The sequence below is a fragment of the Kitasatospora sp. NBC_00458 genome (assembly GCF_036013975.1).
Taxonomy (GTDB): domain Bacteria; phylum Actinomycetota; class Actinomycetes; order Streptomycetales; family Streptomycetaceae; genus Kitasatospora.
In genome coordinates this window covers 367,900-381,237 of record NZ_CP107904.1, presented here as the reverse complement: position 1 = coordinate 381,237, position 13,338 = coordinate 367,900, and the positions used below count along the sequence as shown (strand labels likewise).

Genomic DNA, 13,338 nt, shown 5'->3' with positions numbered 1-13,338 from the left:
GCTCAGGACAGGTGCGGGGACCGGCGGGGCAGCGCCCTCACCTTCGCGGCGTCCGCGTCGCGGCCCGAGAGCGCGGCGTTCTCCAACGCGAGCGGATCGAGGGCGTTCGCGCAGGTCTGGAGCCGTGCCTCCGGCTGTTGACAGTGGGCCTGGAGGGCGGCGTGCCCCTCCTTGGGTTCCTCGAACGCGTCGGCGGAGCGGACGTGGGACGACCTCCTCGCCTCGGCCTTCGCGGTCTCGGCCTGGAAATGGTCCTTCTGGTCGGAGTGCTGGTGGGGCAGGTGCCAGCGCTTGACGTTCGCCTCGACGGCCAGCCGGCTGACGTCGTGGTCCGGAAGTCGGGCGGGTGCCACCCCCGCCCGTCGCCCCGTGCCGCGGTGCCCGGACGCGGGGTCCGATCGCGGAGCCGCCTCGCGGTGTCCGCCCGGGGCGTGACGCGGATCACGCCCCGGGGAAAACCTGCAGGCCCGGCCGGGCGTCTAGCAGGTGTGAAACGGGTTGGGGCGGCAGCGCCGCAGGAACTGGACGAGGAACACCTCCTGAGGCGGGTGGCCCGGGGAGACCGGGCCGCCTTCGAGGAGCTGTACCGGCGCACGTCGCCGTGGCTGGCGGTGCGCCTGAACCGGCGCTGCGCCGACCAGCAGATCGTCGCCGAGGTCATGCAGGAGACGTACCTCGCGGTGTGGCGGGCGGCGGGCTCGTTCGCCGGGGGCCGGACCGGCGGTACGGCGGTCGGGTGGCTGTGGACGATCGCCGCCCGCCGCCTCGTCGACGCGTTCCGGCGCAGGGCCCACCACGCGGAGCCGCCGGCCGCCGCCGCCCCGCACCCCGTGGCGCCCGCCGCCGAGGAGGAGGCACTGGTGGCGACCGTCGGCGGGGACGTCGGGGACGCACTGCGGCGCCTCGCGCCGGAGCTCAGGGACGTCCTGCAGGCGATGGTGCTCGACGGACTGTCCGTCCGGGAGACCGCCGTGCTGCTCGGACTGCCCGAAGGAACGGTCAAGACCCGTGCCCGCCGGGCCCGGATCGCGATGCGGGAGGCACTGGCATGAACGTGGAACACGCGTCGGCACGGCTCATCGACGGGTACGCCCGCGGTGGCACGGACCTCGCCGCGGACGAGGTGTGGGCCCTGGAGGCCCATCTGGAGGGCTGCCGGCCCTGCCGCGACCGGCTGTCGGCCGCCGTCGCGGCCGGGGCGCCCGCCCTGGCGGCGCTGACCGAGGCCGTCTGGTCCGACCTCGAACGGCAGCTGGCCGCGGCCGCCCCGGCACCGGCGCGCCGTCGCCGGAGGGTGTGGCGGTCGGCGCGCCCGGCGGTGTGGGCGCCGCCCGCCGCCCTGCCGTGGCCGGCCATGCTCCTGGCCGTGACGCTGCTCGCGCTGCTGCCGGACCTGGTGGGCGCCGGACCCGGCCGGGTGTCCGTGCTGCTGCTGCTCGCCCCGGTCCTGCCGGTGTGCGGGGTGGCGGCCTCCTGGTCGCGCGGCCTGGACCCGGCGTACGAGCTGACGGCCTCCACACCGAGGGCGGGACTCCAGCTGGTGCTGCGGCGCACCGCCTCCGTGCTCGCCGTGGTGGTCCCCGCCTTGCTGGTGGGGGGATGGGTGACGGGGGTGACGGCCGTGCAGTGGCTGCTGCCCTGCCTGGCCTTCACCTCGATGACGCTGGCGCTCGGCGGGGTGATCGGCGTGACCCGCGCCGCCGTCGTCCTGGTGGCGGCATGGGCCGGGGTGGTGGCGGCGCCGACGCTGGCCACCAGCCGTACGGCCTTCGCCCTGCAGACGGGTGGTCTGCCGGTGTGGGGGCTGCTCCTCGTGCTCGGGGTCGCCGTCGTGGTCGTCCGCCGGGGTGCCTACACCGTGCTGGGAGCCCACCGCTGAGCCCCTCCGCATCCCGCCGAACCCCCCGCGTCGAGCCGCCCACCCCCGACCGCCGTCCCCCGACCGCCGGACCCCGGCCGCCCCGTCGACCCGCGTCCCCCGTCCCCCGTCCCCCGTCCCCCGAAAGAACAGGAACGCACGATGCCCGCAGTGAGCAGGGCCGACATCGCCCCCACGGCCTACGCCTGGGAGATCCGGGCGACCGGACTGAAGGTCAGGGTCGGCAGGAAGAGGATGGCCGTCGACGGACTGGACCTGTCGCTGGGCACCGGCGTCCACGGTCTCCTGGGCCCCAACGGAGCGGGCAAGACCACCCTGATCCGGGCCCTGGCCACCGTCCTGCGCCCCGCCGGGGGTGAGCTGGAGCTGCTCGGGGAGTCCGTGGGCGGGCTGGGCGAGCACCGCGCGCTGCGCCGCCGGATCGGCTACCTCCCCCAGGAGTTCGGCTACTACAGGCGTTTCACCGTGCGCGAGTTCGTCGAGTACATGGCCTGGCTGAAGGAGGTGCCCACCGCGGACATCCCCGGGGCGGTGCAGCGCGCCGTCGAGCGGGTCGGCCTGGCGGACCGGGCCGACGAGCGGATGAAGGCGCTGTCGGGCGGGATGGTGCGGCGGGTCGGCATCGCGCAGGCCATCGTCAACGACCCGGCCCTGCTGCTGCTGGACGAGCCGACGGTCGGCCTGGACCCGGCGCAGCGGCTGCGCTTCCGGGGACTCCTCCAGGAGCTGGGGACGGACACCTGCGTGGTCGTCTCGACCCACCTGGTGGAGGACGTCGCCGCCGCCTGCACCGACGTGGTGCTCTTCGCCGAGGGGAGGCTGGTCTTCCAGGGCACCCCGGACGAGCTGGCCGCGGCGGGCGGTCCGGAACACGTGGGGGACAGCCCGCTGGAGCGCGGCTACTCGGCGCTGCTGGTCGACCCCGTCCGGACGAGGGGGGCCTGGTGAACCCGAACCCCGGCCGGACGAACCTCCGCGTCCTGCGCATCGAGCTGCGGCGGTCCGTCGCCCCGTGGGCCGGCGTCCTCGTCCTGGTGTCGGCGCTCGCGTTCCTGCACCTCGTCCCCGGCGCCTGGTGGAAGGGGCCGGCGCTGTGGACGGCGCAGTGGACCTCGATGGCCCTGTGGACCAGGTTCCTGCTGGTCTTCCTGTGGCCGCTCGCGGTGGGCCTCGGGGCGCTCCAGGGGCTGCGCGACTCCCGTTCGAGGATGTCCGAACTGCTGAGCAGCACGCCGCGTCCGGCCCGGCACCGCGCGGCGGCCCTCGCGGGTACGACGGCCTTCGCCCTGGTGTCGGCCTTCGCGCTGGTCGTCCTCGTGGGCGCGGTGCGGGTGCTCGCCGGCGGCGCCGCGTACGCCCACCTGGGCTGGCTCCCGATCTCGCTGGTGGGGGCGCTCGCGCTGGCCGCCGGGGCGGTCCTGGGCATGGGGGTGGCGCGGGCCCTGCCGTCCGTCCTCACCCCGCCCGCCCTGGCCGTGGGCGCCTTCCTGTTCGTCACCCTCCTGCGGCGGACCACGGACGCCGAGGTGCCGACCTCCGGCGCGCCGAACCGTCTCGCGCTGCTGTCGCCCCTGGTGGCGGAGGTGCGCCAGCCGCTCCTCACGCTCTCCGCCCCCGTGCACGCCGGGCAGACGTTCTGGCTGCTCGGGGCGGCCGCGACGGGTCTGGCGCTGCTGGCCGCCGCCACCCGGCGGGGGCGGGTGCTCGCCCTCACCCCGCTCCTGGCGGGCGGGGCCGCTGCCCTGCTCCTGCTCCCGGCCGGACCCCGCGACACGTACGTCGTCGACCGGGCCGCGGCGGCGCAGGTGTGCGACGGCCCGGTGTGCGTGACGACCGCCGAGCGGGCGCGGCTCGGCGATCTGGCGGGGCGCGGTGCCGAGGTGCTGCGCCTGCTGCGCGGCGCCCTGGGCGACCAGGCGCCCACGGGGATCCGCGAGACAACCCTCCTGCGGGGGCTCCTCGATCCGGCGGAGCGGTCGGACGACGCGCTGCTCCTCGACTTCGGCGACGCGGCGATCGGTGAGGCCGGGGGAGGGGAACTGACCCGGGCGCTGGTCGCCCAGGGCGTGGTCCCGTTGTGCAACGCCCGCAGCGGCGTCGAGAGCGGCTCGCTGGAGGAGGCCGTCGCACAGAGCATCGCGGCCGCCTGGGTCCTCGGGGACCTCCGGCAGCTCGAAGGGACCATGCACGGCGCCAAGGACTGGGCGGACGAGGCCCGCCCGGTGTGGGAGCAGCTCATCGCGTTGCCGCAGCCGGAGCAGCGGCGGCGGATCGGTGCCCTGCACGCCGCGGCCGTCTCCTGTTCGGGCGGCCTGCTCACCGAGCTGACGGGCGGTGCGTCCCGGTGAGGTGGCTGACGCTGTACGCGCGCTCGCGGCAGGTGCCCGCCTCGCTGGCCGCGGTGCTGGCCGGCGCGGCCGCGGTGGCGGCGCTCGCCGGGATCGGCGGCGGGGGGACGGCGGATCCGCGGCTGTCCACGCTCGTCCTCGCCGCGGGGGCGGCGGCGGTCTCGGTCGGACTCGGCGGGCAGGACCTCGCGCTGGACCGGACGGCCGCGATCCGCTGGGTACCGCGCAGGGCGGCGCACGTGCTGCTCTGCGGGGTGCTCGTCGCCGCCGTCCTCTGGGCGGTGCGGGCGGTGGGCGGCGAGCCGGCCTCCCCCGCCTTCGTCGTGCGCAACAGCGCGGGGCTGATGGGGCTGGTCGCCGTCGGGGCGGCCTGGTGCGGGCAGCGGTACGCGTGGACCCCGCTCTTCGCCTGGCTGCCGTTCGCCTTCGCCGCCCCGGCCGCGACGGGCACGACGGGTGGGACGGGTGTGGCGACGCAGGTGCTGACCTGGATGCTGCAGCCGCCCGGCACGCCGGCCGCCACCTGGACGGCCGGGCTCCTCGCCGTCGCGGGCACCGCCGTCTACGCCACCGGCGGCCCGAGGCGCTAGGTCGGCCCCCGTCCCTTGTCCGCCCCCTCCCACCGATCCCCTCCCACCGATCCCTCCGACCGACCCCCTGGCGCCGAACCTCTGACGCCCGAGCCGGGGCGAGCCGGGGCGGGGAGGGAGGGGAGGGGAGGGGCGGGGGCGGACGACGGCGGGCGGCGTCTGGAAGAGTGCGGATCATGAAACTTCGCTGCGCCGTACTCGACGACTTCCAAGGGGTGGCCACCAGTCTCGCCGACTGGTCGCCGGTCGCGGACCGGGTGGAGGTGGTCGCGTTCCGGGAGCACTTCGGCTCCGAGGACGAACTCGTGCGCGCCGTGGCCGACTTCGACATCATCGTGACGCTGCGGGAGCGGGTGGCGTTCCCGGCGGAGCTGTTCGGCCGGCTTCCCCGGCTGCGGCTGCTGGTGGCCTCGGGCATGCGGAACTCGGTGATCGACCACGAGGCGGCCCGCGCGCACGGCGTGACCGTCTGCGGGACGGCGAGTTCCTCGACGCCGCCGGTCGAGCTGACCTGGGCGCTGCTCCTCGGGCTGGCGCGCGGGCTGGTGGAGGAGAGCACGGCGCTGCGCGGCGGCGGGCCGTGGCAGAGCACGGTGGGGGCCGATCTGGCGGGCCGCAGGCTGGGGCTGCTGGGGCTGGGGAGGATCGGTGCGCGGGTGGCCCGGGTGGGGCTCGCGTTCGAGATGGACGTGGTGGCGTGGAGCCGCAACCTGACGGAGGAGCGGGCGGCGGGGGTGGGCGTGCGGCGGGCCGGGTCGATGGAGGAACTGCTGAGCGGGAGCGACTTCGTCTCCGTCCACCTGGCGCTCGGGGACCGCACCCGGGGGCTGCTCGGCGCGCCCGAGCTGGCGCTGCTGAAGCCGACCGCGTACCTGGTCAACACCTCGCGGGCGGCCATCGTGGACCAGGGGGCGCTGCTCGCGGCGCTCGCCGGGGGGCGGTTCGCGGGTGCGGCGGTGGACGTCTTCGACCAGGAGCCGCTGCCCGCCGGCCACCCGGTGCGGACGGCTCCCCGGCTGCTGGCGACGCCGCACCTGGGGTACGTGTCGCAGGACAACTACCGCCGGTACTACGGCGATGCGGTGGAGGACATCGCGGCGTTCCTGGCCGGTGCGCCGGTCCGGGTGCTGGGCTGAGCCTCCGGCGGGCGCACGGCCGCGGCCACGGCCACGGCCACGGGTACGGGTACGGCCACGGCCACGGGTACGGCCCGCCACCCCCCGGGGGAAGGGTGACGGGCCGTACGTCCGGCGAGGCGGGGATCAGCCGACGGAGACGGCGCTCCAGGCGGCTGCGACCGCCTTGTACTCGGTGCCGGTGGCGCCGTAGAGGTCCCTGGCGGCGTTCAGGGAGGCGGTGCGGGCGCCCTTGTAGTCGGTGGTGGACGTCATGTAGACGGTCAGCGCGCGGTACCAGATCTTGGCGACCTTCTGGTTGCCGATGCCGGTCACGGTGGACCCGTTGCAGGTCGGGCTGTTGTAGGAGACGCCGTTGACGGTGCGGGCGCCGCTGCCCTCGCTGGCGAGGAAGAACCAGTGGTTGCCGACGCCCGAGGAGTTGTGGACGTCGAGCTGCCCGACCTTCCTCGTCCAGCAGTCGGCCGAGCCGCCGTCCAGTGACGGCTTGTCGAAGCGGCGCAGCCACGGCGGGGTGGACTGGTCGCTGAACAGGTAGTCCGGCTTGTCGACGGGGTTGTCGGCGTACCACTCGACCATGGTGCCGAAGATGTCGGAGGTCGACTCGTTGAGGCCGCCGGACTCGCCGCTGTAGCGGAGGTTGGCGGTGGCGCTGGTGACGCCGTGGGTCATCTCGTGGCCCATGGTGTCGAGGTCGACCTGCTCGGGGTCGACGTTGCCGTCGCCGTCGCCGGTCATCATGCAGAAGCAGGTGTCGGACCACTGGGCGTTGTCCCACCTGGTGCCGACGTGGACGAAGACGGTGGCGCCCTTGCCGTCGTTCTTGATGCCGCTGCGGTTGAAGACGTTCTTGTAGTAGTCGTACGTCCAGGCGGTGTTGGCGTGGGCGTCGACGGCGGCGGTGGCGCGGTCGGTGGAGAACTTCCTCCCGTCGCCCCAGACGTTGTCGGCGTCGGTGAAGAGGGTGCCCGAGGTCGGGGTGAGCGAGCCGGCGCCGGCGTTGTGCGCGTCCCTGGTGGTGTGGTGGCGCACCGGGTCGATCAGGGCGTAGCCGCCGGACTGCGGGGTGGTGTCGATGGTGACGTCGCCGGTGTACTCGGAGTGGCCGAGGCCGGCGGCCTGGTGCTCGGAGTCGTAGGACTCGATCTGCTCGCCGCTGCGGGCGTCGGTGACGACGACGCGGCCCGCGGGCTGGCCGTGGTCGCCGGTGCCCTGGACGGTGGTGCGCCAGGCGAGGCGCGGGGTGCCGTCGGCGGCCCAGACGACCAGCTCGGGGGAGCTGGTGGCGTCGCTGACGCCGGGAGCGGCTTCGAGTGCGCGGCCGGCGGTGAGCTGGGCGGGGACCTTGGGGACGATCGAGCTCACGGCGGCGTCGTGGGCGGCGGCGCGGGAGGAGTCCTTGAGGCGGCCGCGGGCGTCCTGGTGCACCACCAGGTCGCCGCCGACGACGGGCAGGCCGAGGTAGGTGCGGTCGAAGCGCACGTGCCGGCTGCCGTCGGCGTCCAGCACGACGTCCTTCACGACCAGGTCCTGGCCGTCGCCGTAGCCGAAGACCGCGGCGTTGCGGGTGACGTTGGAGCGGGCCTGGGCGATCGCCGCGTCGCGGTCGGAGGGGGACGCGGCGGAGGCGGTGCCGGCCGTGAAGGTGGCGGCGAGGAGGGCGGCGGTGGCCGCTATGGCTCCGGCCGCGAGGGGGCGGCGGGAAGAGGAGGTGGGGCTCACTCTGACTCCAGTCGGGGTAGCTGCAGGGAAGGAGCTGCCCCGAGATTGACGGTGGACCGTCAGGGTGAGCTAGAGAAGGCGTCATTTCTTGACCAAGTCGTGGCCTGTACTGATCAAAATCGATCGGTTGTGAACTCCTCCTCTACGATCCCGCCATGACAACCCCCCAGGATCACCGAACTGTGGAGTACGTCTGGCGTGGTCCCTTCACCGACCACGAGCTGGACGCCCTGCACGCCGCGGCCTTCACCGGCCCCGTCGGTCCCACCGGCCCCGGGAGCCCCGCGGCGGCCGCCACCCCCTGGCGCGCCCGGCTGGAGCGCCACAGCGCCGGGTGGGTCTGCGCCCGGCCCGCACCCGACGGCCCGCTGCTCGGCTTCGTCAACGTGCTCTGGGACGGCGGCGTCCACGCCTTCCTCCTCGACACCGCCGTCGACCCGGGGGCCCACCGCCTCGGGATCGGCACCCGGCTGGTCGCCGCGGCCGCCGAGGGCGCCCGCGCGGCCGGCTGCGACTGGCTCCACGTCGACTTCGAACCGCACCTGCGCCCCTACTACTTCGGCGCCTGCGGCTTCCGGCCCACCGACGCGGGGCTCCTCGCCCTCTGAGCACCGGGCGGGCCCGGCGCGGCCGGTGGGTGCACCCGGCGCGCCCGCCGGGCCGCCGCGCTCCCCGGGGCCGCCGCCCACCCGCCCGCACCACCCGCCGCACCACCCTCCCCGACCCGTCGCCACCGCCCCCGCGCAGGCCGTACCCTCGCGGAATGGACGGATGGGTGGGGGCCTGGACCGGCGGGCGGCGGGCCGTGCACGTGGGCAACGTCGCCGACTTCAACGCACAGTTCCTCGACGGTCGGATGGACCGGGAGCAGCGGGAGCGGCGGCTGCAACAGGCCCACCACTACGCGGGGATGGCGACCTGCTACAGCCCCGAACCGGCGGTGCTGGTGCTCCCCGCGGAGGTCGAGCGGGACTGGATCGACTGGCTGGCCCGCGAGTTGGAGTGGGGCCCGGTCGAACTGCACAGCGGAGTCGCGCAGCGGGAGACGATCGCCCGGGCGCTGGAACGGCGGCCCGCGCTGGCGGCGCGGATCGCGGACGGCGGCGGTCCGGCACTCTTCTGGGGCCGGACCCCGGCACAGGGCGAGGGGCCGGAGCTGGCCGCGGTGCGCCGCTACGAGTCGAAGGCGGCCGCACACGAACTGTTCACCGGACTCGCCCCCGACCACCCGGGCGTGCGGGTACCCCGCCAGGAGCACGCGGACGGTCCGCGCCGGGCCGCGCGCCGGCTGGCGTTCCGGGCGGCCCGGGGGCTGACCACGGTGGTGAAGAGCCCGCACGGGGTGGGCGGGTACGGGACGGTGGTGGTCACGCCGCAGGAGGTGTTCGCGGCCGGCGGGGCGCGGGCCCTGCTCCGCCGGCTGGAGCGGGACGAGGTGCTGCCGCCCGCCGGCGGCCTGCTGCTGGAGGAGTACGTGGACGGCGGACCGGCGGGCTCCGGCCGGCTGCGCGACCTCACCTTCGACGCGGTGATCGGCGAGGACGGCCGGGTGCACCCGGTGGGCGTCGGTGAGATGGCCGTGGACGGCACCCGGTACCAGGGGGTGACGGTCGGTCCGGGCGTGGTGCCGCCGGGAGCGGCGGCCACCGTGGAGCGGTTCGGGCTGGCCGTGGGCGAGCGGCTGGCCGCGGCGGGCCACCGGGGCTGGTTCGACGTGGACTTCGTGACCGACCGGGAGCGGCGGCCCGCCCCGACCGAGGTGAACCTGCGGCTCACCGGACCGGCCGTCGCGTTCGTGCTGCGGCAGCGGCTGGACCGGGTGCGCGGGCCGGGCCACCTCGTCCGCACCCTGGACGCGATGCCGCTGGGCGCCCGGCTCTCCCAGGAGGCGCTGTACCGGCACCTGGACCGGCTGCGCCCGCAGTGCGCCCGGCTCGGCGCGACCGTCCTGCCGCTGATCGTGACGGCCGGGTACGAGCCGGAGCCGACCGTCGGCCTGGCGCTCGCCGCGCACAGCACCGAGGCGCTGGACGCGGCGGAGGCACTGCTCGGCGCGGGCCACCACGCGCTGGGCCGGATGTTCGAGGCCCTGCGCTGAGCCACCCGCACGGCGGCCCGGGCCCCGCACCCGCCCGGCGCCGTACCCGCTCCGGGCCCCGAACCTACCGCCGGCCGGCCGTTCACCCGCCGCCGGCCGACGGGCGGACCGTCACCTCGGCTTCGTCGGGCTCGGACGCCGCCAGGCCAGGAACCGGACCACCACGGCGGCCGAGACCATCAGCGCGACGTTGAAGAGGTAGACCAGCAGCGACTGCCGGGGCCAGTCGGTCGGCGCGCTGGTCCGGTACGTGTTGTCCTGCGGCCACCAGGAGGCCAGCAGCCAGAACACCGCCAGGTACGCGGGCACCGACAGCCACGCCGGCCGCTCCAGCCGGGCGAGCACCACCGGACCCGCGAAGAGCCAGGCCATGCCGAGGCCGAACGATCCCCACTCGAAGACGTACAGCACCCGGAAGTACGTGGCGTACGGCCCCGGGACGGCGGAGACGTCCGTGGAGCCCGGCCAGATCAGGTCGGTCAGCACCCACGCCAGCACCGCGAACGGCAGCGCCGCGGCCAGCCAGCCGCAGCCGGTCGCGCCGTCGTGCCCGGCCGCGGCCCGCAGCCGGGCACCGCCCTTGCCGCCCGAGCCCTTCCGCGCGACGGTGCGCCGGGGCGCGGTGTGGTCGGCGGGGGCGGGCAGCGGCAGCGCGCCGTGGTCGAGCTTCCCGGCCCGCGTGCGCGGCAGCTCGGGCAGCGGCACCACGGCCGCCGGAGCGTCGCCCTCGGAGAACTCGGCGGCGAGCCGGGCGTTCAGGTAGGCGGAGAGCGACCACCCGTCGGTGTCGGGGGCCCCGGGCTCGGTCACCGCGTAGGCCACCCGCTCCCGCCGGGTGGGCGAGACCTGGACCGTGGTGACCACCGCCTCCCGCACCCCGGGATGCGCGCGCAGCAGGGCCTCGACGCGGTTCGCCGCCACCACCCCGCGCACGACGGTGTAGGCCAGGGCCTCCGCAGCCTCCATGGACGCGGCCGGCGCGGTGGGCCTGGCGAGGCCCGGCGTCCCGAGGGCGGTCGAGGCGCGGGCGACGAACTCCAGGACCCCGCCGGGCCCGAGGCGGCCGTAGTCACCGGTGCGCAGGACCCTGCCGTCCGGGTCGTAGACGGCCCGGACGAACCGTTGCGCGGTCTCGGCCGCCCGGTTGAGGTAGCCGCGGCCGAGCCCCGGGCCGGCGAGCGCGATCTCGCCGACCGTCCCGGGCGGGGCGGGGAAGCCGTCCGTGCCGAGGACGTGGACCCTGACGCCCGGGAAGGGCACGCCGACCAGCGAGAGCCGTTCGCCGTCCGGCACGTCGTTCGCGTCCGGCGGCTCGTACCAGGTGCTGTCGACGGCGGCCTCGGCCAGCCCGTACACGTTGATCACCCGGGTCTCCGGGCCCAGCAGCCGCTTCAGGGCGAGGTGTTCGTCCAGCCAGAACTTCTCGGCGCCGACGGTGAGCACCCGCACGCCGGGCAGCCGGGAGCCGCTCGCGGCACGCGCCCGGGCCCGGGCGGCGGCGACCGCGCCGACCGCACCGCCGTCCGGGTGGCCGCTCGCGCCGCCGGGCTCCCCGTCGGCCACGGCGAGGTGGGCCGCGAGGCGGCGCGCGTTGCGGACGTTCAGCTCCAGCACGGTGATCCGCTCGTCGGCGACGAGCGCCGGCAGGTCGGTGATCTCGGCGCTGCGGTCCAGGGTGTGGTTGCGCGGGGCGACGACGAGCGTGGCGCCGGAGCAGAGCGCGCGGATCCAGTCGGCGGTGAAGACGTCGAACTCCAGGCTCGCCGTCGTCAGGATCCGGTCGGCGGGGGAGAGTCCGTACACCTCGCACCACCCGTGGTGCAGGGCCAGCAGGTTGCGGTGCTCGACCAGCACGCAGCGCGGCTCGCCGGTGGTGCCCGAGGTGGTGAACACCACCGCCGGATCCTCCGGTCCGACGCCCTCCGTGCGCGGCAGGGCGGGCAGTCCGGCGATCCCGGCGGCCGCCGAGTCCACGCAGACCACGGTGCGCGCGCCCGCGTCGGAGAGCCGCAGGCGGTGGCTCTCCTCGGTGACGACGAGCACCGGGTCGGTCTCGGCCAGCACGTGCCGCAGCAGCGGGTCGGGCGCGCTCGGTTCGAGCGGCACGTACGCGGCGCCGGTCTTCAGCACGGCGAGCAGCGCGACGTACACCTCGGTGCCGCGGCCGAACGCGACGGCGGCGCGCCGGCCGGGGGTGAGGCCCAGGCCGGCCAGGTGGCGGGCCAGCCGGTCGGCCCGGGCGTCGAGCTCCGCGTAGCCGAGCTCCCGCCCGGCGCACCGGACGGCCACCGCGTCGGGCGTCCGCCGCGCGTGCTCCTCGAACCGTCCGTGCAGCGTCCCGGCCCGCCCCGAACCGGTCTCCACCGGTTCGTTCGTCCCTGCCATGACCACGCCCCCTCCACCGTGCGGATCCTGCCTCGCGGGACGGCTCGGCCGGCCCGCGCGGTTCCCCGATCCTCCTGCCAACTGCCGCTCTGCAACAGGGGCGTGCGGAAGGTGACCGGTGTCCACCGCTCGGACGCCCCGGCCGTCCCCGGGCCGACGGTTGTACTCTGCACGCGGACGGTCGGCGCCGCGCCCGCCCGGTTCGGCGCCGTGCCCGAGACCCTGCCCGGCACCCACCCCCGGAGGCCCGCCGCCATGAGCACGCCCGATCCTTCCTTCGCCGGCCCGCTGCTGCGCACCCGCGGCGTCGACGTCGTACGCGACGGGCGTCACCTGCTGCGCGGGATCGACCTGGAGATCCGCCCGGGCCAGCACTGGGCGCTGCTCGGCCCCAACGGCGCCGGCAAGTCGACACTGCTCGCCCTGCTCGGCGCGGTCTCCCACCCCACCCGGGGCGAGGTGGACGTGCTCGGCCGCCGGCTGGGCCGGGTCGACGTCCGCGAGCTGCGCGCCCACCTCGGCCACGTCAACCCGCGGCACCCGCTCCGCTCGCCGCTGACCGTGCGCGAGGTGGTGCTCACCGGCCTGACCAACACCATCGAGCCGGACCTGCACCGCAAGCCGGTCCCGGAGGAGCTCGACCGTGCCGAGCGCCTGATCGACACCCTGGGCATGGCGGCCGCGGCGGAGTCGCCGTGGACCACGCTCTCCCAGGGCGAGCGGGGGCGGGCGCTGATCGCCCGTGCCCTGATGCCCAGCCCGCGCCTGCTGCTGCTCGACGAGCCGGCCACCGGGCTGGACCTGACCGCCCGCGAGCTGCTGCTGGACAGCCTGGACCTGCTGCGCCACCAGCACCCGGACCTGGCGAGCGTGCTGGTGACGCACCACCTGGAGGAGCTGCCGGAGTCGACCACGCACGCGCTGCTGCTGCGCGAGGGGGAGACGGTCGCCGCGGGTCCGGTCGACGAGGCGATGACCACCGAGCTGGTGAGTGCGACCTTCGGCCACCCGATCCGGATCAGTCGGCACGAGGGCCGCTGGACCGCCCGCGCCGCCGCCCGCCGGGCTCCCGGGCGCTGAGCGGGGCCACCGTCCCGTCCGGTCCCGGCCGTCCGCCCGCTCCGCTCTCGTCCGTCCGGTGCCCCCACCCCCTCCGCCCGGGGTGGGGGCACCGTCGGCT

The 13,338-nt window shown here is 76.1% G+C and carries 12 protein-coding genes; 9 read left to right on the top strand and 3 right to left on the bottom strand.

Going from position 1 to position 13,338, the window contains the following annotated elements; all coding sequences use genetic code 11:
* Nucleotides 1–2: 2 nt before the first annotated feature.
* Nucleotides 3–353 (bottom strand): hypothetical protein, encoded by a 351-nt coding sequence (locus OG550_RS01690; RefSeq protein WP_327673712.1) that lies wholly within the window; start codon nucleotides 351–353, stop codon nucleotides 3–5.
* A gap of 195 nt (nucleotides 354–548) precedes the next feature.
* Between OG550_RS01690 and OG550_RS01685 the strand changes: the two genes are divergently transcribed.
* The 6 genes from OG550_RS01685 (at nucleotide 549) to OG550_RS01660 (ending at nucleotide 5,953) form a co-directional block, all read left to right on the top strand.
* Nucleotides 549–1,052: an RNA polymerase sigma factor gene (locus OG550_RS01685; RefSeq protein ID WP_327673710.1), complete on the top strand. Its 504-nt coding sequence runs from the start codon at nucleotides 549–551 to the stop codon at nucleotides 1,050–1,052.
* A complete protein-coding gene (locus tag OG550_RS01680; RefSeq protein WP_327673708.1) occupies nucleotides 1,049–1,879 on the top strand; it encodes a zf-HC2 domain-containing protein in 831 nt (276 codons plus the stop codon). Before OG550_RS01685 ends, OG550_RS01680 begins: the two co-directional genes overlap by 4 nt.
* A gap of 141 nt (nucleotides 1,880–2,020) precedes the next feature.
* The gene (locus tag OG550_RS01675) at nucleotides 2,021–2,827 is read left to right on the top strand and encodes an ABC transporter ATP-binding protein (RefSeq protein ID WP_327673706.1); all 807 of its coding nucleotides are present in this window, start codon (nucleotides 2,021–2,023) and stop codon (nucleotides 2,825–2,827) included.
* Nucleotides 2,824–4,227, top strand: coding sequence for a hypothetical protein (locus tag OG550_RS01670; protein ID WP_327673704.1), 1,404 nt, complete (start codon nucleotides 2,824–2,826; stop codon nucleotides 4,225–4,227). Before OG550_RS01675 ends, OG550_RS01670 begins: the two co-directional genes overlap by 4 nt.
* Nucleotides 4,224–4,817, top strand: a complete 594-nt coding sequence (locus OG550_RS01665) for a hypothetical protein (protein WP_327673702.1) — start codon at nucleotides 4,224–4,226, stop codon at nucleotides 4,815–4,817. Before OG550_RS01670 ends, OG550_RS01665 begins: the two co-directional genes overlap by 4 nt.
* A 176-nt stretch (nucleotides 4,818–4,993) precedes the next feature.
* Nucleotides 4,994–5,953: a D-2-hydroxyacid dehydrogenase family protein gene (locus tag OG550_RS01660; protein WP_327673700.1), complete on the top strand. Its 960-nt coding sequence runs from the start codon at nucleotides 4,994–4,996 to the stop codon at nucleotides 5,951–5,953.
* Nucleotides 5,954–6,079: 126 nt separating this feature from the next.
* On the opposite strand, the gene OG550_RS01655 is transcribed toward OG550_RS01660, so the two are convergent.
* Nucleotides 6,080–7,675: a M4 family metallopeptidase gene (locus OG550_RS01655; RefSeq protein ID WP_327673698.1), complete on the bottom strand. Its 1,596-nt coding sequence runs from the start codon at nucleotides 7,673–7,675 to the stop codon at nucleotides 6,080–6,082.
* Nucleotides 7,676–7,830: 155 nt separating this feature from the next.
* Between OG550_RS01655 and OG550_RS01650 the strand changes: the two genes are divergently transcribed.
* Both OG550_RS01650 and OG550_RS01645 read left to right on the top strand, forming a co-directional pair.
* Nucleotides 7,831–8,283 carry a GNAT family N-acetyltransferase gene (locus OG550_RS01650; protein ID WP_327673696.1) on the top strand — a complete coding sequence of 151 codons (453 nt, stop codon included), beginning with the start codon at nucleotides 7,831–7,833 and terminating at the stop codon, nucleotides 8,281–8,283.
* Nucleotides 8,284–8,438: 155 nt separating this feature from the next.
* Nucleotides 8,439–9,773: a hypothetical protein gene (locus OG550_RS01645; protein ID WP_327673694.1), complete on the top strand. Its 1,335-nt coding sequence runs from the start codon at nucleotides 8,439–8,441 to the stop codon at nucleotides 9,771–9,773.
* A 111-nt stretch (nucleotides 9,774–9,884) separates the two neighbouring features.
* Here the strand turns inward: OG550_RS01645 and OG550_RS01640 are convergent, their stop codons facing one another.
* The gene (locus OG550_RS01640; RefSeq protein ID WP_327673692.1) at nucleotides 9,885–12,158 is read right to left on the bottom strand and encodes an AMP-binding protein; all 2,274 of its coding nucleotides are present in this window, start codon (nucleotides 12,156–12,158) and stop codon (nucleotides 9,885–9,887) included.
* A 255-nt stretch (nucleotides 12,159–12,413) separates the two neighbouring features.
* On the opposite strand from OG550_RS01640, the gene OG550_RS01635 reads away from it, so the two are divergent.
* Nucleotides 12,414–13,238, top strand: coding sequence for an ABC transporter ATP-binding protein (locus tag OG550_RS01635; RefSeq protein ID WP_327683635.1), 825 nt, complete (start codon nucleotides 12,414–12,416; stop codon nucleotides 13,236–13,238).
* The last annotated feature ends 100 nt before the right edge of the window (nucleotides 13,239–13,338 follow it).